Below are 19615 nucleotides of genomic sequence, written 5' to 3'. Positions count from 1 at the left end.
GCTCGCTACGGCGTCGGCACGCGGTGCAGGATGCCGTCGACGAGATACTCCGGTGTGATGCCTTGGGCCGAGGCCTGGAATTTCAGGATGATCCGGTGCCGGAGAACACGTTTGGCGACGGCCTTGACATCATCGGGTACGGCGTAGGGTCGGCCTTCCAGTAGCGCGTGTGCACAGGCGGCCCGGCACAGGGCGATGGTGGCGCGCGGGCTGGCGCCGAACTGGATGAGATCGGCCAGCTGGGGCTCCAGATAGTTCTTGGGGTGCCTGGTCGCGTTCACGATGTAGCTCGCGTACCTGACGATCGAGCGGTCGATGAACACCCGCTTGAACATGGCTTGCAGCCAGAGCACCCGCTGGGTGTCGAGCTGCCCGTTGCCGGCTTCCGGATGCGCGTCGAACACCCCGCCGGCGATCCGGGCGACGACTTCCTCTTCTTCCTCGGCCGTGGGGTAGGTGAGGATGTCTTTCAGCATGAAGCGGTCCATCTGCGCTTCTGACAGCTGATAGGTACCCTCCTGGTCGATCGGGTTCTGCGTCGCCAGCACCAGGAACGGGTTCGGTAGCGGATAGACGGTTCCGCCGATCGTGGTCTGTCGCTCCTCCATGGCTTCCAGCATCGCGCTCTGGGTTTTGGCCGAGGACCGGTTGATCTCGTCGAGCAGCACGACGTTGGCGTGCACGGGACCGAACGAAACCTTGAACTCACCGTTCTTCTGGTCCCAGATCTGACCGCCGGTGATGTCACTGGGCAACAGGTCAGGGGTGCACTGGATGCGCTGGAACCGCGCGGCCAGGCTCTCGGCGAGGGTCTTCGCCGCGGTGGTCTTGGCCAGGCCGGGGACACTTTCCAGCAGGACGTGGCCGGAGGCGATGAGGCCGATCAGGAGGGACTGCTGCAGGGTTTTCTGGCCGACGATCTTTGCTGACAGCGCGTTCTGCAGGTATTGGATCGTCCCGCCGACCCGCTGGAGGTCCTCATTGGACAGCTGAGGTCCGGACAACTGCATGCGTATCCCCCGTCGCAGCGAGCGTGATGTCAGCTGAGCCTAGCAACGGTTGGCTGGGGGCGGGTGCACCAAATTTTTCGCCGAGCGTGCGCTCAGATCCGGCAATCGCTTCGGATCGCGATCTGAGCGCACGCTCGGCGAAGTATCTACTTTCGGAACAGCTTGTTGCCCAACCACACAATCGGGTCGTACTTGCGGTCGGCCACCCGTTCCTTCATCGGGATCAGCGCATTGTCGGTGATCTTGATGTTCTCCGGGCAAACCTCGGTGCAGCACTTGGTGATGTTGCAGTAGCCCAGCCCGAACTCCTCCTGAGCCATGTCCTTGCGGTCCAGGACGTCGAGCGGGTGCATGTCCAACTCGGCGATCCGCATGTGAAACCGCGGGCCGGCGAACGCCTCTTTGTTCTCCTCGTGGTCACGGACCACGTGGCAGACGTTCTGGCACAGGAAGCACTCGATGCACTTGCGGAATTCCTGGCTACGCTCGACGTCCTCTTGCTGCATCCGGTACTCACCGGGCTGCAGGTCCTTCGGCGGGGTGAATGACGGGATCTGGCGGGCCTTTTCGTAGTTGAACGAAACATCGGTCACCAGGTCGCGCATCACCGGGAACGTCCGAAGGGGCGTGATGGTGACGGTTTCGGACGGGTCGAAGGTCGACATCCTGGTCATGCACAGCAGCCGGGGGCGGCCGTTGATCTCCGCCGAGCAGGATCCGCACTTGCCGGCCTTGCAGTTCCACCGCACCGCGAGATCGCCGGCCTGGGTGGCCTGCAGGCGGTGGATGATGTCGAGCACCACCTCACCGTCGTTCACCTCGACGGTGTAGTCCTGTAACCCGCCGCCGGTGTCGTCGCCGCGCCAGACGCGCAGGTTCGCGTTGTAGGCACTCATGCTCAGCCCTTCCGATCGGGGTGCTCGGCCAGTTCTTGTGCGGTGTAATACTTTTCGAGTTCGGACAGTTCGAACGTGGCCAGCAGGTCTTCGCGCATCGGCAGCTGCTGCTCCGGCGTCACCGTCACATCCGGCACTACCTGATCTTCGCCGTCGACATCCGCACGGCACACCAACAGGGTGTGGCGCCAGTCGGCGTCCATCTCGGGATAGTCATCGCGGGTGTGCCCGCCACGGCTCTCGGTCCGGGCCAGCGCGGCCTTGGCGACGCACTCGCTGACCAGCAGCATGTTGCGCATGTCGATCGCCAGGTGCCAGCCCGGGTTGAACACGCGACCACCCTCGACGCTGACGTTGTGCACACGGGTCCGCAGCTCGGCGAGCTTGGCCAGCGCTTGCTCGATCTCTTCGGCCTTGCGGATGATGCCGACCAGGTCGTTCATGCACTGTTGCAGCTCGGCATGCAGCGTGTACGGATTCTCCGGGTGCGAGTGAGATTCGAACGGCGCCAACGCCAATTCGGTGGCCTCGATGAGCGCGGCTTCCGACACCTTGGGCCGCTCCGGCAGCGCCTGCACGTAGTCGGCGGCACCGAGCCCGGCGCGTCGACCGAATACCAGTAGATCCGAAAGGGAGTTTCCGCCAAGGCGGTTCGAGCCGTGCATACCACCCGAGCACTCGCCTGCTGCGAATAAACCGGGCGTGCCGGCTCCACCGGTATCCGGATCCACCTCGATACCGCCCATCACGTAGTGACAGGTGGGGCCGACTTCCATCTCGTCCTTGGTGATGTCCACCTCGGCGAGCTCCATGAACTGGTGGTACATCGACGGCAGCCGGCGCTTGATCTCTTCGGTCGTCATACGCGAGGCGATGTCGAGGTAGACCCCGCCGTGCGGAGAGCCGCGGCCCGCCTTGACCTCGGAGTTGATGGCGCGGGCCACCTCGTCGCGGGGGAGCAGGTCAGGGGTGCGGCGGGCGGAGTCGTTGTCCTTGAGCCACTGGTCGGCTTCTTCCTCGGTCTCGGCGTACTGGCCCTTGAACACCGCGGGGATGTAGTCGAACATGAACCGCTTGCCCTCGGAGTTCTTGAGCACTCCGCCGTCGCCGCGGACACCTTCGGTGACCAGGATGCCCTTCACCGACAACGGCCACACCATGCCGGTCGGGTGGAACTGGATGAACTCCATGTTGATCAGGCCCGACCCGGCGCGCAGTGCCAGGGCGTGGCCGTCGCCGGTGTACTCCCAGGAGTTCGACGACACCTTGAAGGACTTGCCGATACCGCCGGTGGCCAGCACGATCGCGGGGGCCTCGAACAACACGAACTTGCCGGTCTCGCGGTAGTAGCCGAAGGCCCCGGCGATCCGGTCACCATCTTTGATCAGGTCCGTGATGCTGCACTCGTGGAAGACCCGGATGCGCGCGTCGTAATCGCCGAGCTCGCGGTAGTCCTCCTGCTGCAGGGAGACGATCTTCTGCTGCAAGGTGCGGATGATCTCGAGTCCGGTGCGGTCGCCGACGTGGGCCAGGCGCGGATAGGTATGGCCGCCGAAGTTGCGCTGGCTGATCCGGCCGTCCTTGGTCCGGTCGAACAGCGCGCCGTAGGTCTCCAGCTCCCACACCCGGTCCGGGGCTTCTTGCGCGTGCAGTTCGGCCATCCGCCAGTTGTTGAGGAACTTGCCGCCGCGCATGGTGTCACCGAAGTGCACCTGCCAGGAGTCCTTGGTGTTGACGTTGCGCATCGCCGCCGCGCAGCCGCCCTCGGCCATCACGGTGTGGGCCTTGCCGAACAACGACTTGGTCACCACCGCGACCCGCAGGCCGCGTTCGCGTGCCTCGATCACGGCGCGTAGTCCAGCTCCACCGGCACCGATCACGACTACGTCGTAGGAGTGGCGTTCTATTTCCGATGAGCCGCTTGCGCGAAGATCGTCAGGTTCCGATGAGCCGCTTGCGCGAAGAGCATCAGGAGAAGTCATGCAGTCTTTATCCCTTATTGTGTAATTGGTTGTTAACCAACAAATCTCAGGTCCGAGATGGTGCCGCTGGCAACCAACATGATGTAGAAGTCCGTCAGCATCAGGGTGCCCAGCGTGATCCATGCGTACTGCTTGTGGCGGACGTTGAGCCTACTGATCTGCGTCCACATCCAGTACCGCACAGGGTGTTTGGAGAAGTGTTTGAGGCGTCCGCCCGCGACGTGACGGCACGAATGGCAGGACAGCGTGTAGACCCACAGCATGATGACGTTGCCCAGCAGGATGAGATTGCCGAGCCCGAATCCGAAGCCGCTGGCGGTCTGGTCCGAGTGGAACGCGACGATCGCGTCGTAGGTGTTGATGAGCGAGATGATGCCGGCGATGTAGAAGAAGTACCGGTGGGTGTTCTGGATGATCAGCGGCAGCCGGGTCTCGCCGGTGTAGCGGGCGTGCGGTTCGGCGACCGCGCACGCGGTGGGCGACTGCCAGACCGAGCGGTAATAGGCGCCGCGGTAGTAGTAGCAGGTCAGCCGGAACAGCAGCAGGAACGGTAGTGAGAAGGCCGCGTAGGGCAGCCACCACACATCGGGGAGGACCTGTGGCCAGAAGTGGCTGGCCTCGGGGGTGCAGCCCTGGCTGACGCACGGTGAGTAGAACGGCGTCAGATAGTTGTACTGCGGTACGTAGTAATTGCTCTGCAGGAAAGCGCGCACAGTCGCATAGATGACGAACGCGGCGAAGCCGAGATCGACGACCAGGGGCGACTGCCACCACCGATCGGTACGGAGGGTGCGCTCGGGGATCTGCGCTCGTGTGGACGAGAAGACCCCGGTCGCACGACGGTCAGCAGTGGGTGCGCTCACGGTTCCCTTTCTTCAGTTTCAGTTGTTCTCCGGGCGGCAGGCGCCCGTCAGCTCAGCGATATCCGCCGAGACCCTCGTCAGCGACGTCGTGCCAGAACTCGCTTCCGTATTGGGTGTCGGGGATGCCGATCTTTTCTCGGCCTGGTTTTTGGCGAGTCACGCCGTGACGCATCTCCAACTCCTCGGCGTCGATGTCCAACCGCTCGATGTCGTTGAGGATCCGCTCGGCGTCGTTCACGACGCGGCGCATGGCGGGGGAATCCCCGTACTTCGACGCCAACGTGGTGACGCAACGACGCATGTCGCCGATCAGGTTGTGGAGTTCGGAGAACTCAGTGGTGGTGGACAAGTGACCTCCTCGGGCTGAAGGTGTCGGGGCTCACAGTACGACAACCAATGCTAGCGACATCACGATCGGGACGTGATGCGCATCACGTCATGGCTCCGACTTGCAGTTGGTGAGAAGAGCTCCCGGGAACCGGGGTCGTACTGTTGGTTTCGTCGGCTTCGCGGCCGGCCGAAGGACATTGAGCAGGACATCTGAGCACCTGGAGGCCCTATGAGTGAGACCACGTTGCAGGAGCGGGCCGCGGCCCTGCTGGCGCTGCACCAACCCGGCAACCCCGTTGTGCTGCCCACGGTCTGGGATGCCTGGTCGGCCCGGTTGGCAGTCGGCGAAGGATTCTCCGCGCTCACGGTGGGTAGTCACCCGCTGGCCGAATCGATCGGCAAGCCCGACGGCGAGGGAATGTCATTCGACGACCTGCTGGCCCGGGTGCGTCAGATTACCGACGCGGTGGATGTGCCGGTGTCGGTGGACATCGAATCCGGCTATGGCGAGCGGCCCGAGCGGCTGATCGAGGGCCTGCTCGACGTCGGCGCGGTCGGCTTCAACCTTGAGGACACCGTGCACAAGGAGGACAAGCGGCTGCGCAGTCCGGCTGAGCATGCCGAGTTGGTCGGGCAGTTGCGCGCGGCCGCTGACGCCGCGGGCGTGCACGTGGTGATCAACGCGCGCACCGATCTGTTCCTGCGCAAAGACGGGGACGCCGCCGATCGTGTTGACCGGGGGATCGCCCGCCTGTCCGAGGCGGCCGCCGCCGGCGCCGATTCGTTGTTCCCGGCCGGGCTTGCCGACCCGGAAGGGTTGGGGCGCTTCGTTTCTGCCGTTCCGCTGCCGGTCAGCGTGACTGTTCCGGCCGATTCCGCCGACCTCGCCGCGTTGGCGGCCATCGGCGTGGGGCGGATTACCTTCGGACCGTTCCTGCAGGCCGTGCTGAGTGCGCGGGCCAAGGAGGTGCTCGGACGCTGGCGGTAGCCGCGCTCGATCAGCCGAGTCGATCGGCCATTTGCGCGAACTTCCGCTTCTCGACGTGCGATCTGTGCCAATAATGACGCACTGATACGTCGAGCAGGCGGGATGCAGCGATGGGTTGGCGCATGAGAAGTGTGGTGACACTGGGTGCGGTCGGTGGGGTGGTGCTCGGCGGGATCGGTGCGATCCCGGCTGGGGCGACGACGATGGTGCCGTTGTCGAACCACATCCGGGGGTGCGATTTCAAGAAGGGCCTGTTCCTCGACGGTATGGGGTCGGGCAGCGGGGGCGGGTTCGCCCACGTCGGATCTGACGGCGCTCAGGTAAGTGCCCAGGTGACGCTGCAGTCGGCCACGGCGGACACCGACTACCAGGTCAGGCTAATCCAGCTGCCACGGTCGTCCGTGGCGACGTGCAACGTCGGAGATCCCGGCGTGGCGGGCGGAGTGCTGCATACCGATGCCGCTGGGACGGCCACCATCACTGTCTCCGGACCGGCGATGGACGGTGCCACCGAGGCCTGGGTGTCGGTCGAAGGCCCCCCGGCGCCCGGACGCATACGCAGCGACGTGTACAGCTCGGACTACCCGGTAAAACTCTGACTCATGCGAAAGCCGTTGGGATACAAGGGTTTCCACCGGCTTTCGGTGTCAGGTCGGTGAATCACCGGAGGCGGACACGGACGGCCAGCGCGGCGCACCCGATGACCACGGCGCCGCCGAGCGCCGTCGACCAGGTCAGTCGTTCGTGTAGTACCAGCGCGGCCCAGCCGATCGTCATCACGGGCTGGATCAACTGCACCTGGCTCACCTGGGTCATCGGTCCGATGGCCAGGCCGCGGTACCAGGCGAAGAAGCCCAGATACATGCTGACCACCGCGAGGTAGCCGAACGCCGCCCACTGTCCCGGCGTCGCGTGCGGCGGCTGCTGCACGACGGTCAGCGCGGTCAAGCCCAGCATCACCGGCGCCGCGACCACCAGGGCCCAGGACACGGTCTGCCAGGCGCCCAGTTCCCTGGCCAGCAACCCGCCTTCGGCATACCCGACGGCCGCCGACAGCACCGCTCCGAACAGCAGCAGGTCCGGCCAGCTCAGGTGGCCGAGTCCGGCGCCGTGCACCATGGCGAACACCACTGCCGCCGCAGCCCCGGCGGCGGCCAACGTCCAGAACGCAGCGGGCGGACGCTCGTGTCCGCGGAGAACCGCGCACACCGCTGTGGCGGCCGGAAGCAGTGCGACCACGATGGCACCGTGGCTGGCCGGAACCACCGTGAGCGCATAGGAGGTCAGTAGCGGAAACCCGGCGACGACACCGGCGGCGACCACGGCCAACCGCGCCCACTGCCGGCCCCTGGGCAGTGCCTGTCGGGTCAGGGTCAGGGCGGCCACCGCGATGGCGGCGGCGACGACGGCACGTCCGGCACCGATGAACAGCGCCGACAGTCCGCCGTTGGCGACCTTGGTGAACACGATGGTGAACGAGAACGCCGTCACCCCGAGCAATCCCCACCACAATCCCGCGTGGGATAGCGCCGACGAACTATTTCGAGTAGCGCTACTCTGTATCAACATGGATAACGATAGCACTGAGCGCATCGTGTCCGGCCTGCGAAAGTGGATCACCGCCGCGCCGCCGGGCGCGCAGCTGCCGTCCAACCGCGCTTTGGTGGCGGAGTACGCGGCCAGCCCGGTGACGGTGGCCAAGGCCATGCGCACGCTGCGGAGCCAGGGGCTGGTGGAGAGCCGGCCGGGGGTCGGGACGTTCGTGCGGACGGTGCGCAGCGCGCGTCTTCCCGACTACGGCTGGCAGACGGCCGCTCTGCGGTCGCCGCAGGCACGGATCCCGGCATTGTCGACTCCGCTGCGCAGCGTCGCGCCCGACCTGATCGCGTTGCACACCGGCTATCCCGTCAGTGAATTGCTTCCTCGGCGACTGGTCCGCACCGCAATCACGCGCGCCGCCCGGGGGGATGCTGCGCTGAGCCCGGCACCTGCGCCCGGCCGGCCCGACCTGCAGGCCTGGTTCGCCCAGGAACTGGCCGAGGCGTTCGGCGCCGGCGTCACCGCGCCGACGGCACGTGAGGTGATCGTGCTGCCCGGGAGTCAGAGCGGTCTGAGCTCGATCTTTCGCGCGCTGGTCGGGTTCGGGCAGCCGATGCTGATCGAGTCGCCCAGTTACTGGGGAGCCATTCTGGCGGCGGCCCAGTGCGGCGTGCGTTTGGTGCCCGTGCCGGCCGGGCCGAGAGGGCCTGAGCCCGAGGAACTTTCACGCGCATTCGCCGAGACCGGTGCCCGGGTGTTCTACGCTCAGCCGAATTTCGCCAATCCGACCGGCACCCAATGGGATCCAGAACTGGCCGGCCAGGTGCTGGAGGTGGTGCGCAGTCACGGCGCCTTCCTGATCGAGGATGACTGGGCCCATGACTTCGGCATCGACAGCACGTCCAGGCCGGTGGCAGCATCCGACGACGCGGGCCACGTCGTCTACCTGAGGTCGCTGACCAAGAGCGTTTCGCCGTCGATCCGGGTGGCGGCGTTGGTGGCCAGAGGTCCTGCGCGCGACCGGATTCTGGCCGATCGCGGTGCGGAGTCGATGTATGTCAGTGGGTTGTTGCAGGCAGCCGCGCTGGATGTGGTGACCCAGCCGGCCTGGCGGACCCATCTGCGTGACGTGCGTCAGCAGTTGCGGACCAGGCGTGACCTGCTGATTGCCGCGCTGACCGAGCATGCGCCCGGCGTGCAGTTGGAACAGGTGCCCCGCGGCGGGCTGCACCTGTGGCTGCGCCTGCCCGACGCGATCAACCTGCAGCGATTGGTGCGTGAGTGTGAGGCCGAGTCGGTGCTGGTCGCGGCCGGTAATGAGTGGTTCCCCGCCGAGCCGTCCGGGCCATACCTGCGGCTCAACTTTTCCGGCCCCGATCCGCAGCGCTTCGACGAGGCTGCCCGGGTCATCGGCCGGGCGCTGGCCGATCAATCGGGCTGACCGGCGCACCGCGACGCAATCTCACATGTGCGGCGCGCGGGCCGTGAGCACACCGTGACGGGTGATTCACACAGGGCGACATTTCGGCAACGTCAGGTTCCTAATCTCGCCGTATGTCGTCAACACAGAACGTCGTGGTCATCGGACACGGCATGGTGGGACACCGCTTCGTCGAGGCGCTGCGGTCTCGTGACGCTGCGGGCACCTGGCGGATCACCGTCCTGTCCGAGGAAGCCGACGCGGCCTATGACCGGGTCGGCCTGACCGGTTACACCGAACACTGGGACCGGGGCCGGCTGGCCCTGCCGGGCAATGACTACGCCGGTGACGACCTGGTCGACCTGCGGCTGGGCTGTGCGGTGGCCGAGATCGACCGCGACGCGAGGACCGTTGTGACCGTCGACGGCCAGAGCATCGATTACGACGCGCTGGTACTGGCCACCGGCTCGTATGCCTTCGTGCCGCCGGTGCCCGGTCACGACCTGCCGCACTGCCACGTCTATCGCACGCTGGACGACCTGGACGCCATCCGGGCCGGCGCGCAGGCCGCGCGTGATTCGAAAACGCCGGTCGGTGTGGTGATCGGTGGCGGCCTGCTCGGCCTTGAAGCCGCGAATGCGTTGCGCGCGTTCGGGCTGTCGACCCACGTGTTGGAGATGTCGCCGCACCTGATGGCGGCCCAGCTGGATCCGGCCGGCGGCGCACTGCTGAACCGGATGATCCGGGGCCTCGGCATCGAGGTGCACACCGGAGTCGGCACCGAGAGCATCCAGCCGGTGCAGCGGCACAAGCCGCTGAAGAAATCCCAGACCGACGACTCGGTCCGGGTGTCGCTCAATGACGGCAGCAGCGTCGACGCCAGCGTGATCGTATTCGCGGCCGGTGTGCGTCCCCGCGACGAGCTGGCCCGTCAAGCAGGTCTCGACATCGCGCAGCGCGGCGGCGTCATGACCGATCTATCCTGTGTGACAAGCGATCCCAGTATCTACGCGATAGGCGAGGTGGCTGCGATCGAGGGGCGCTGCTACGGCTTGGTCGGACCCGGATACACCAGCGCCGAGGTGGTCGCCGACCGGTTGCTCGGCGGCTCGGCCGAGTTCCCCGAGGCCGATATGTCCACCAAGCTGAAGCTGCTCGGCGTGGATGTGGCCAGCTTCGGCGATGCCCAGGGCCGGACCCCCAACTGCCTGGACGTCGTCGTCAACGATCCGGTGAAGAAGACCTACGCCAAGCTGGTTCTCTCCGATGACGCCAAGACGCTGCTCGGCGGCGTCCTGGTGGGTGACGCGTCGGCCTACGGGGTGCTGCGTCCGATGGTGGCCAGTGAGCTGCCCGGCGATCCGCTGTCGTTGATCGCACCGGCCGCTGACGGCGCGGCTGGGGCCTCGGCCCTGGGTGTTGGTGCGCTCCCTGATATCGCGCAGATCTGCTCGTGCAACAACGTGACCAAAGGTGATCTCAAGGAAGCCATCTGCGGCGGCTGCACCGATGTCCCCGGCCTGAAGAAGTGCACGCTGGCCGGCACCTCGTGCGGATCCTGTGTTCCGCTGCTCAAGCAGTTGCTGGAATCCGAGGGGGTCGAGCAGTCCAAGGCGCTGTGTGAGCACTTCAGCCAGTCGCGGGCTGAACTCTTCGAGATCATCAGCGCCACCGAGATTCGGACGTTCTCCGGCCTGATCGAGCAGTTCGGTACCGGAAAGGGTTGCGACATATGCAAACCCACCGTCGCTTCGATCCTGGCCTCCACCAGCTCCGATCACGTGCTTTCCGGAGAGCAGGCCTCGCTGCAGGACTCCAACGACCACTTCTTGGCCAACATCCAGAAGAACGGCAGCTACTCGGTGGTGCCACGGTCGCCCGGCGGGGAGATCACCCCCGAGCAGCTGATTCTGATCGGCGAAATCGCAAGGGATTTCGATCTTTACACCAAGATCACCGGCGGCCAGCGCATCGACATGTTCGGGGCGCGCGTCGAACAGCTGCCTGAGATCTGGCGACGGCTGGTCGAGGGCGGCATGGAATCCGGTCAGGCGTACGGGAAGTCGCTGCGCACCGTCAAGAGCTGTGTCGGCAGTACCTGGTGCCGGTACGGGCAACAGGATTCGGTGAACATGGCCGTGGAGATCGAGAAGCGGTACCGGGGTCTGCGCTCACCGCACAAGATCAAGATGGCGGTCTCGGGGTGCGCACGCGAATGTGCCGAAGCGCAGAGCAAGGACGTCGGCGTCATCGCCACCGAACAGGGCTGGAACCTGTACGTGTGCGGCAATGGCGGCATGTCGCCGCGGCACGCCCAGCTGCTCGCCGGGGATCTCGATGACGAGACTCTGATCCGCTACATCGACCGCTTCCTGATGTTCTACATCCGAACCGCCGACCGCCTGCAGCGCACCGCGCCGTGGCTGGAGGCGATGGATTCCCCTGGGGGTGGAACGGGACTCGACCACCTGCGCGACGTCGTATGCAACGACTCGCTCGGCCTGGCAGCCGAATTCGAGGCGGCCATGGAGCGGCACGTCGACGGCTACGCCTGCGAGTGGAAGGGCGTCCTGGAGGACCCGGAGAAGCTGTCTCGCTTCGTGTCGTTCGTCAACGCACCCGACGTCGACGATCCCACCATCACGTTCACCGAACGGGCGGGCCGCAAGGTGCCGGGTGCTACGGACTTCGCGCCCGCGAGGAGCGCAACAGAGCTGGGTATGCCGGCGATCATCCAGGAGGCGAAATGACCTTGCTCGACGACAGCAAAGACGTCGACGCCCTTCCGTTCTCGGGATGGACGACGGCCTGCCGCTACGACTTTCTGATGCCGTGTCGTGGCGTCGCGGTGCTGCTGCCCGACGGTTCGCAGGCGGCACTGTTCCGTCTCGATGACGGCTCGTTGCACGCAGTCGGCAATATCGACCCGTTCTCCGGTGCAGCGGTGCTGTCCCGGGGGATCGTGGGTGACCGTGGCGGGTGCGCGACTGTGCAGTCGCCGATCAAGAAGCAGGCCTTCGCGCTCGAAGACGGCCGTTGCCTCGATGACGCCGCCGTGGTGATACCGGTCTACCGGACGCGGGTCACGCCGGGCGGGTTCGTTCAGCTGGCGGCCTGATCGGCCGCCCGGCTCCAGTGGGCGTCACGTCCTTGGAGCTTGCGGCGCTCCACGGCGCCGCGTCGTTCGAGCACCGTCAGATTGCGGTACACCGACTCGATCACGACGGGTGCGCGGAAATGCGCGTGCATATCGTCGCGTAGCTGTGCGGTCGTCATCGGCCGGGACGTGCGTTCCAAGGTGTTCAGCAGGTGTTCACGCAGACGTTCGGCCGGGACCCGGTTACCGGGTCGCACGGCCGAGTTCGCCGCCGTGGCGGGCAGCGCCCACCGGTTTTGTCACCTGCACTTTTACCTGCTCTTCCGCCGAATAGCCCGATGATCGCGCTAACGATAGCTGAGTATTCGACCCGGATCTGACACCGCGAGCCCCCGGCAAACGATGGGGAAATTTGTTGCCGCGTCAACCTCATGTACAGGGGCGGTTTCGGTGCGGAATTTGCCAGAATTGCACCATCGGTGAATGTCACCAAAGGTGTGGTGCGTCCCTCGCTGGCTAACTAGAATAGTTCGCTGGGTGTGTTTAGACTCCCTCTCAATAAGCGTCGTCGGAGGGGCTGACAAGGGATGTTTGCGCGTTCGGTGTTGAATCTGGTGGGGGCGGCAGCGATGCTGGGCGCACTCGGGGCAACGTTGGTGCCTCTGGGTTTGAATGCCGTGGATCGCACAGGTGAACCCATTCCGTGCGGTAACGGAGCACGTCCGGATTACCAAGTTGCCGCCCAACAGGACCGCCTGAACCTGGACCAACACACACTCGCCGGGCCCGGATACCTGGCCAGTGATTACGTCGAGCAATGTTCGGCGATGATCGGTGCACGGCGATCTGCGACGTTCTCCGTTGCGGGGGCCGGCGCAGCACTCTTGATCGTGGGATGGACCGGGCCGCTCCTGGTGCGGTCGATCCGGCTAAGCCGCGGCGGGCAGGCTCAGTACCCCGGCGCGGCGGAAGCGGTTCGCAATCAGCCGGACCATGCCGGGGTGGGTGCCCAGTGGTTCACTGATGAGGTCGGCGCCGGATTTACGCAGCCGGTCCTGGAAAAGCCCGTCGGCGAGCAGGTAGGACGCCACAGCTATGCGGCGATGGCCGCGTCCGCGCTGCGCGGCGACGGCTTCGGCCACACTCGGCGCGCCGGTGGCGGCGAAGGCCAGTTCTACGCGATCGCCGGTCATCGCTGACAGCAGCGCGGCGGTGCGCCGAAGGTCGGATTGGGCATTTCGGTCCGAGGTGCCCGCTGCCGCCAGAATCACCGAATCGCCTGGCCGCCATCCCGATTCGACCAGCCGATCAGCGAGAACCCGGACCGTACCCGGGCATGGGCCCAGCGGCTCGGTGACGGTGACGGCCGGGTGCCCGCTGGCCGTCACGTGGGCGGGCACATCGACGCGGACGTGATAACCGGCGGCCAGGAAGGCCGGTACCACCACCGCCGGGCAGTCCATGGGCAGGGACGTCAGAACCTCGCTGGGGGCCGGCCCGACGACGTCGACGAACGAGACGTGCACCGGCCGGCCCAGCAGGTCGGACACCCGCGCGGCGAGATCGCCGATCATCGCCACGCCGCCCGGCTTGCGGGTTCCGTGCGCCACCAGGACCAGGCTCATGTCCGGGCCATCTCGGCTTCGTCCACGGCCAGCCGGTAACCGCGCTTGACGACCGTCGACACGATGTTCTTGTCTCCCAACGCAGTACGAAGTCGCAGCACCGCGGTCTCCACGGCGTGGGTATCGGTTCCGGTGCCCGGCAGAGCGCTGAGCAGATCGAACCGTGACACCACCGCCCCCGGCCGTTGCGACAGTGCGCGGATGGTCGCCATCGAAGCCGGTGACAGTGACTTGACCGCGCCGTCGACCAGGACACAGGTGCCCCGGATCTCGAGCGAGTGTCCCGCGACCCGGACGGTACGCGCCTGCAGCAGTGGCAACTCGTCGGTGATGTGACGGGCCAAGGCGCCCAACCGCATCCGTTCCGGTGCCGAGGTCGGCACGCCGAGCCGCACCAGCGGCCGTGCGGTGACCGGGCCGACGCACATGGCGTGCACGTCGCTGCGCAGCGCTGACAGCACCCGGTCGGCGATGTCCATCTCGGTGGCGCGCATCAAGACCGACGCAACCGCCATGGCCGAGGTGAAACTCACTGCGTCGAAACGTCGTTCGGCGATCCCGGTGACCATCTGGTCGAACTCGCCGTCCCGTGGCGCTGGATGCCAGCGGTAGACCCGGATCGGCACCACTTCGGCGCCGGCCGCCCGGAGTTCGTCGAGAAATTCGGGGAACGGGTCCCACTCGTCGGTGGCACCGTGCAACTGCACGGCGATCCGTTGCCCTGAAATGCCCTGCTCGATCAGGTAGCGCAACACCTCGCGGGAAGATTCCGATTCGGGCGACCATTCCTCGGGCAGGCCCGCCGCCCGCAACGCCCCGGTGGCTTTCGGGCCGCGGGAGACGATGCGGGCCTTGCCCAGCGCGTCTGTGAGCTCGCCGTCCAGGCCCCAGCCGTCCGCTGCGGCGATCCAACCGCGGAACCCGATCCCGGTGGTGGCCACCACGATGTCTGGTGGCACCTCGATGAGCGACGCGGTGTGGGCGCGCAGTTCGTCGTCGTCGGGCAGCGGAACCATCGTGATGGCGGCCGCGCTGGTCACCGTCGCGCCACGGCGGGTGAGCAGTGCGCTCAGCTCGTCGGCACGTCGGGCTGAGGTCACCGCCACCCGAAAGCCGGTGAGCGGTGCCCAGTCGGGCTCGGTCATGGGTCCAGTGAAGGCATCGCGTGTTTCCAAGTGATTACCCGGCCATTGCGGAGGCGTGTCGGTCGTCCGGGGCTGGTGTGACGCCCGTCGCAGCAGGACGGCGGACGTAGCGGAACCAGGTGCATGCGGAGGCCAGCACGTAGAACGCGAGGAAGATGCAGAACGCCGTGGTGGCCGATCCGCTGGATAGGTAGGACTGGCGCAGCGCCATGTTGATGCCGAATCCGCCCAGGGCCCCGATCGCACCGGCGAAGCCGATCAGTGCGCCGGACATCGACCGCGACCAGTGCTGCCGTGCTTCCTCGCTCATGTCCAGCGAGTGGCTGCGGGCCTCGAAGATGGACGGGATCATCTTGTAGACCGAGCCGTTGCCCAGGCCGCTGAGCAGGAACAGGGCGACGAATCCGATGACGTAGCCGGCCATCATCAGGCCGTTGGCCGCAGCGGCGGTGTGGTCGTCGAACATGCTGATCGCGACCAGCATCCCGGCAGCCAGGATCATGCCGCCGAACACCGCAAGGGTCACCCGGCCGCCGCCGATCCGGTCGGACAGCTTGCCGCCGTAAACCCGGGACAGTGAGCCGAGCAGCGGGCCGACGAACGCGATCTGCGCGGCATGCAGCGAGGCCTGCGCCGCGGTCTGTCCGCCCGCGGCGAAGTTGATCTGCAGCACCTGGCCGAAGGCGAACGAGAACCCGATGAACGATCCGAAGGTGCCGATGTAGAGCAGCGAGATCACCCAGGTATCACGTTCGGCCAGAATGGATTTCATTGCACCCAAGTCGATCTTGTGTTGTTCGAGGTTGTCCATGTACAACGCCGCGCCGATACCGGCCACGGCCAATGCCACGAGGTAGATGGCGCATACCCAGTATGGGGAGCGGTTACCCGCGGTGGCGATGACGAGCAGACCGACCAGCTGGATCATCGGTACGCCGATGTTGCCGCCGCCCGCATTCAGGCCCAGCGCCCAGCCTTTGAGTCGTTGTGGGTAGAAGGCATTGATGTTGGTCATCGACGAGGCGAAGTTGCCGCCACCGAAGCCGGCCAGGGCCGCACAGATCAGGTAGGGCCACAGCGGCAGGCCCGGATTGGCCAGCAGCGCCATTGTTCCGACCGTGGGGATCAGTAGGACGAAGGCCGAGAACACCGTCCAGTTGCGGCCGCCGAAGGTGGCGGTGGCCAGCGTGTAGGGGATGCGCAGGCAGGCGCCCACCAGGGTGGCGGTGGCACCCAGTAGGAACTTGTCGCCGGCCGAGAAGCCATAGACGGCCTCGGGCATGAACAGGACCATCACCGACCAGATGGACCAGATCGAAAAGCCGACGTGTTCGGCGAATACCGACCAGATCAGGTTGCGCCGCGCGATGTACTTGTTTCCGGCTTCCCAAGCCAACGTGTCCTCGGGATCCCAATTGGTGATGCGATTCGACTTCAGCAGAGTGGGCATGGCGCACACGCTAGGAAGCGTTTATTGCCCGAATGCGCCCTGCGGTGACCCGGTCGTGAAATTCCGCTCACCTGCTCACATGCACAGGTGTGAGCCTGTGCATTCTGGTGGTTACCAGACGTCCCCGTCGCGCCAATCGCAGGTGATCTCCGCGGTGGTGTCGAAGTCCAGGCCCGCAGGCAGGTCGATCGGCAGCACGAACACGGACCCGTCATCGTCGGGGGTACGCGTCACGCCGGTCGGCTGCAGCACCGAGGTCGGGCCCTGCCAGGGCAGCCAGCCGCGGGCGAGATACATGTCGGTGGCCGTGTCGGCAGAGCTCAGCGCGCCGAGTTGATAGGCGCCGCGCAGCACCTGTTCGATAGCGTCCATCACGGCGGTGGCCAGGCCCTGGCCGCGCCAATCCTCGCGGACCGCCACGGCTTCCACGTAGCCGCACCGCAGCGCGGTGTCGCGGTAGATCAGGCGACGCTGGACCACGGCGGCATGTGCGATCAGGGCGCCGTGATGGCAGATCAGCGCGTGCATGCCACCGAGTGAGTGCTCCCAGTCGGCGTCACTGAAGTCGCCCTCGAACGCTTCGATGACCATGCGCCGGGCGCCCTCGCGGGTCTCGTGGTCGAGATCAGAGGTGTGAACCAGACGCGCGGTGTGCAGGATCCCGCCGCTGACGCGTGGTGCACTGACATCCTGGATGGGCACACCCATGTTCTACCAGCGCCGCGCGCCGGTGTCTCTACGTTGCTTGCCGTCCAGCGCATAGGCCAAACTCCGCTGGGGGCGTGCTCCCCAGGCGCCGCTTTCTACACCTGGGTCGTTGATCGCCGGGATCGCAACCCTGACGTAGAAAATGACGACAGGAATGATCCAGACGGCTGGCTCTAGTCCGCGAACGGTCGGCGCGGGTGTGCCCAATGCAGCCGCACGGTCTGTCCGGGGCGGACCTGGCCCAGCTTGTCGATGTCCTCGTCGGTCACCACACCGATCACCGGATAGCCGCCGGTGACGGGGTGGTCGGGTCCGAGAATCACCGGAAAACCGTTGGGCGGTATCTGGATTGCTCCGCGGGTCGCGCCCTCGCTGGGTAGCTGGCGGTCGGGCCAACGGTAGTCCAGGGGCATGCCGACCAGGCGCATCCCGACCCGGTCGCTACGAGTGGTCACCTGCCAGTTGGTCCGTATCAGAACGTCCGGGTCGACGAACCAGTCGTCGCGCGGTCCGGGCACCACATTGAGTTCCAGCACGTCGTCACTGATCGAGGCGACCGGGGCCTGATCCGTTTCGGGCAGGTCGGAGGTGTGCTCACCGACCGGCAGGATGTCACCTGCTTGCAGCGGGGCCGGCCCGATCGCCGACATCACGTCATAGCTCCGTGAACCCAGGACGGGCTCGACGGCGATGCCGCCGCGGACCGCCAGGTAGCTGCGCAGTCCCGAGTGCGGTGCGCCCAGCGAGATCACCTCGCCGTCATGAACGTGATGAATACTGTTGGTGCCGAACGGAATACCATTGACCGCCGGGTCCGTGTCGGCGCCGGTGACTGCGATGGAGATGTCCCCGCCGACCACCCGGGCGGAGAATCCGCCGAACATCACCTCGATGGTGGCGTGTTCACCGGGGTTGGCGACCAGTCGGTTGGCCAATGTGTGGGACCGCCGATCGGCGGCACCCGAGCGGGTGACGCCGAGGTGGGCCATGCCGGGCCGGCCGAGGTCCTCGACCAGAGCGAGCGGTCCGGTGCGCAGAACTTCCAGTTTCGGCGGGCAGGAGCGAAGCGACCCGGGGCTTGATTCTGTCGTCATGGTGTCCTCCTCGCTGACTAGCCGATGGCCCGGAACTGCACCCACGTACCCGGGGTGAGCAGTGCGGGTTGGTCCCGATGTACGTCGAACAACACCGCGTCGGTGCGCCCGATCAGCTGCCAGCCGCCGGGCGACTGTCGCGGGTAGATGCCGCTGAACTCACCGGCCAGTGCCACCGCCCCGGGCGGGACGTTGGTGCGGGGCTCGGCTCGGCGCGGGACCTGCAGGCGTTCGTCACCGCCCACCAGGTAGGCGAATCCGGGTGCGAAGCCCATGAATCCGACCTGCCACTGGCTGCTGGTGTGCGCAGCGATCACCTCGTCCGGGGTCAGCCCGGTCAGTGCCGCCACGTCACGCAGATCGGCGCCGTCGTAGATCACGTCGATGGTCACGTCGGCCTGGCCGACCGGGCGGACCGGGGCTGACCCGGGTTGCAGCTGCAACTTGCCCAGCCGCTGCCGCGTGGGGGCCTGGTAGCGGGGATCGGCCAGTTTGATCAAGATCGTGCGTGACGCCGGCACGATATCGATCACACCGAGCAGTTGGGCCGCTGTGAGACTGGCGGTCCACGCCAAAACATCGGCAGTGCTGTCGAACTCGAGCAGCAGAGCCTGATCGCCATAGTCGCGAGCGGTGCCCGGGTTCAGGCTTGGTCCCGTCGCGTCCATCACCTCTGATGTCACACTCATGACCTGAAGCTACCCGCGAGTAGCTAAGAAAGCTCCGGCTCTATGAACCTTGCCAGAGGTGCCTTATCGAAGCCTCACACGGCGGCCTGGTATGTGGGCTCCCGGCGCTTGATGACGGCGATCACCCGGTAGGTGATCGGCAGCATGATCACCTCGACGGCGGTCTTGTAGATCCAGCCCAGCGCGGTGTAGGTGACGAAGTCGCCGACGGTGCTGATGCCGATCGCGCTGGCCGCGATACCGCAGAAGACGAGGGTGTCACCGAGTTGGCCGGCGAACGTGGATCCGACCAGTCGGGCCCACAGGTGCTTTTCCTTGGTGCGTTCCTTGATGGCGACCACGACCCAGGCGTTGATGGTCTGTCCGACGATGAAACCGGCGAGGCCCGCCACGATCAGCTGGGTATAGGCGTGGACGATGTTCTCGAAGTGTTCCTGGTTGGTGTAGAAGTCCGCCGCGGGTAGATAGATGGTGATCCAGAATGCCAGTGCGGCGAGGGCATTCATGGAGAACCCGAGGAGGATGGCACGCCGCGCGGCCTTGAATCCGTACACCTCCGAGAGCACGTCGCCGATGACGTAGGTGAGCGGGAAGACGATGAACCCGCCGTCGGTGATGATCGACCAGTTGCCGATGATCGGCCCGAAGGCGACGCCCTTGGTGGCGGTCACGTTGGAGACGATCACCAGGGCCGTGAAGACGGCGACGAGTACCGGGTAGTAGGCCGAGCCGACGATTGCGGTGCCACGGTGCTCGGTGTTCTCCTGGGTGCTTGTCAC

Annotated in this window: 19 protein-coding genes; 5 read left to right on the top strand and 14 right to left on the bottom strand. The window is 66.1% G+C overall.

The window, feature by feature from the left end; all coding sequences use genetic code 11:
* Positions 1-5: 5 nt before the first annotated feature.
* The 5 genes from ACZY08_RS03040 to ACZY08_RS03020 form a co-directional block, all read right to left on the bottom strand.
* The gene (locus ACZY08_RS03040) at positions 6-1010 is read right to left on the bottom strand and encodes an AAA family ATPase (protein WP_463743120.1); all 1005 of its coding nucleotides are present in this window, start codon (positions 1008-1010) and stop codon (positions 6-8) included.
* Between the two features lie 146 nt (positions 1011-1156).
* Positions 1157-1906 carry a succinate dehydrogenase/fumarate reductase iron-sulfur subunit gene (locus ACZY08_RS03035; RefSeq protein ID WP_463743119.1) on the bottom strand — a complete coding sequence of 250 codons (750 nt, stop codon included), beginning with the start codon at positions 1904-1906 and terminating at the stop codon, positions 1157-1159.
* A 2-nt stretch (positions 1907-1908) separates the two neighbouring features.
* Positions 1909-3813, bottom strand: a complete 1905-nt coding sequence (locus tag ACZY08_RS03030) for a fumarate reductase/succinate dehydrogenase flavoprotein subunit (RefSeq protein WP_463744126.1) — start codon at positions 3811-3813, stop codon at positions 1909-1911.
* Positions 3814-3920: 107 nt separating this feature from the next.
* Positions 3921-4751: a hypothetical protein gene (locus ACZY08_RS03025; RefSeq protein ID WP_463743118.1), complete on the bottom strand. Its 831-nt coding sequence runs from the start codon at positions 4749-4751 to the stop codon at positions 3921-3923.
* Between the two features lie 52 nt (positions 4752-4803).
* Positions 4804-5100, bottom strand: coding sequence for a hypothetical protein (locus ACZY08_RS03020; RefSeq protein WP_463743117.1), 297 nt, complete (start codon positions 5098-5100; stop codon positions 4804-4806).
* A gap of 210 nt (positions 5101-5310) precedes the next feature.
* Here ACZY08_RS03020 and ACZY08_RS03015 point away from each other — a divergent pair, with 210 nt between their 5' ends.
* Positions 5311-6069: an isocitrate lyase/PEP mutase family protein gene (locus tag ACZY08_RS03015; protein WP_463743116.1), complete on the top strand. Its 759-nt coding sequence runs from the start codon at positions 5311-5313 to the stop codon at positions 6067-6069.
* Positions 6070-6191: 122 nt separating this feature from the next.
* Positions 6192-6668: a hypothetical protein gene (locus ACZY08_RS03010; RefSeq protein WP_463743115.1), complete on the top strand. Its 477-nt coding sequence runs from the start codon at positions 6192-6194 to the stop codon at positions 6666-6668.
* A gap of 61 nt (positions 6669-6729) precedes the next feature.
* On the opposite strand, the gene ACZY08_RS03005 is transcribed toward ACZY08_RS03010, so the two are convergent.
* The gene (locus ACZY08_RS03005) at positions 6730-7638 is read right to left on the bottom strand and encodes a DMT family transporter (protein ID WP_463743114.1); all 909 of its coding nucleotides are present in this window, start codon (positions 7636-7638) and stop codon (positions 6730-6732) included.
* Between ACZY08_RS03005 and ACZY08_RS03000 the strand changes: the two genes are divergently transcribed.
* The 3 genes from ACZY08_RS03000 to nirD all read left to right on the top strand — a co-directional run bounded on the left by ACZY08_RS03000 (position 7637) and on the right by nirD (position 12146).
* Positions 7637-9049 (top strand): aminotransferase-like domain-containing protein, encoded by a 1413-nt coding sequence (locus ACZY08_RS03000; RefSeq protein ID WP_463743113.1) that lies wholly within the window; start codon positions 7637-7639, stop codon positions 9047-9049. The genes ACZY08_RS03005 and ACZY08_RS03000 overlap by 2 nt on opposite strands.
* 113 nt (positions 9050-9162) lie before the next feature.
* Positions 9163-11778: a nitrite reductase large subunit NirB gene (nirB, locus tag ACZY08_RS02995; protein ID WP_463743112.1), complete on the top strand. Its 2616-nt coding sequence runs from the start codon at positions 9163-9165 to the stop codon at positions 11776-11778.
* Complete coding sequence (gene nirD, locus ACZY08_RS02990) at positions 11775-12146, top strand: nitrite reductase small subunit NirD (RefSeq protein ID WP_463743111.1); 372 nt, start codon at positions 11775-11777, stop codon at positions 12144-12146. Before nirB ends, nirD begins: the two co-directional genes overlap by 4 nt.
* Here nirD and ACZY08_RS02985 read toward each other — a convergent pair.
* From ACZY08_RS02985 to ACZY08_RS02950, 8 genes are all read right to left on the bottom strand, one after another.
* Positions 12131-12382 carry a transcriptional repressor gene (locus tag ACZY08_RS02985; RefSeq protein WP_463743110.1) on the bottom strand — a complete coding sequence of 84 codons (252 nt, stop codon included), beginning with the start codon at positions 12380-12382 and terminating at the stop codon, positions 12131-12133. The genes nirD and ACZY08_RS02985 overlap by 16 nt on opposite strands.
* A gap of 672 nt (positions 12383-13054) precedes the next feature.
* Positions 13055-13750: a sirohydrochlorin chelatase gene (locus ACZY08_RS02980; protein ID WP_463743109.1), complete on the bottom strand. Its 696-nt coding sequence runs from the start codon at positions 13748-13750 to the stop codon at positions 13055-13057.
* Positions 13747-14895 carry a uroporphyrinogen-III synthase gene (locus ACZY08_RS02975; protein WP_463743108.1) on the bottom strand — a complete coding sequence of 383 codons (1149 nt, stop codon included), beginning with the start codon at positions 14893-14895 and terminating at the stop codon, positions 13747-13749. Before ACZY08_RS02975 ends, ACZY08_RS02980 begins: the two co-directional genes overlap by 4 nt.
* 34 nt (positions 14896-14929) lie before the next feature.
* Positions 14930-16345: a nitrate/nitrite transporter gene (locus tag ACZY08_RS02970; protein WP_463743107.1), complete on the bottom strand. Its 1416-nt coding sequence runs from the start codon at positions 16343-16345 to the stop codon at positions 14930-14932.
* Positions 16346-16456: 111 nt separating this feature from the next.
* Positions 16457-17047 carry an aminoglycoside N-acetyltransferase AAC(2')-Ib gene (aac(2')-Ib, locus tag ACZY08_RS02965; RefSeq protein WP_463744125.1) on the bottom strand — a complete coding sequence of 197 codons (591 nt, stop codon included), beginning with the start codon at positions 17045-17047 and terminating at the stop codon, positions 16457-16459.
* Positions 17048-17226: 179 nt separating this feature from the next.
* Positions 17227-18147, bottom strand: a complete 921-nt coding sequence (locus ACZY08_RS02960) for a 5-oxoprolinase/urea amidolyase family protein (RefSeq protein WP_463743106.1) — start codon at positions 18145-18147, stop codon at positions 17227-17229.
* A 17-nt stretch (positions 18148-18164) separates the two neighbouring features.
* A complete protein-coding gene (locus ACZY08_RS02955) occupies positions 18165-18836 on the bottom strand; it encodes a 5-oxoprolinase subunit B family protein (protein ID WP_463743105.1) in 672 nt (223 codons plus the stop codon).
* Between the two features lie 74 nt (positions 18837-18910).
* On the bottom strand, positions 18911-19615 hold the full coding sequence (locus tag ACZY08_RS02950) for a queuosine precursor transporter (protein WP_463743104.1): 705 nt from the start codon (positions 19613-19615) through the stop codon (positions 18911-18913).

The sequence above is a fragment of the Mycobacterium sp. IDUB_9 genome (assembly GCF_055419505.1).
The sequence above is the reverse complement of the archived record's forward strand: the minus strand, read 5'-3'. Positions and strand labels throughout refer to the sequence as shown.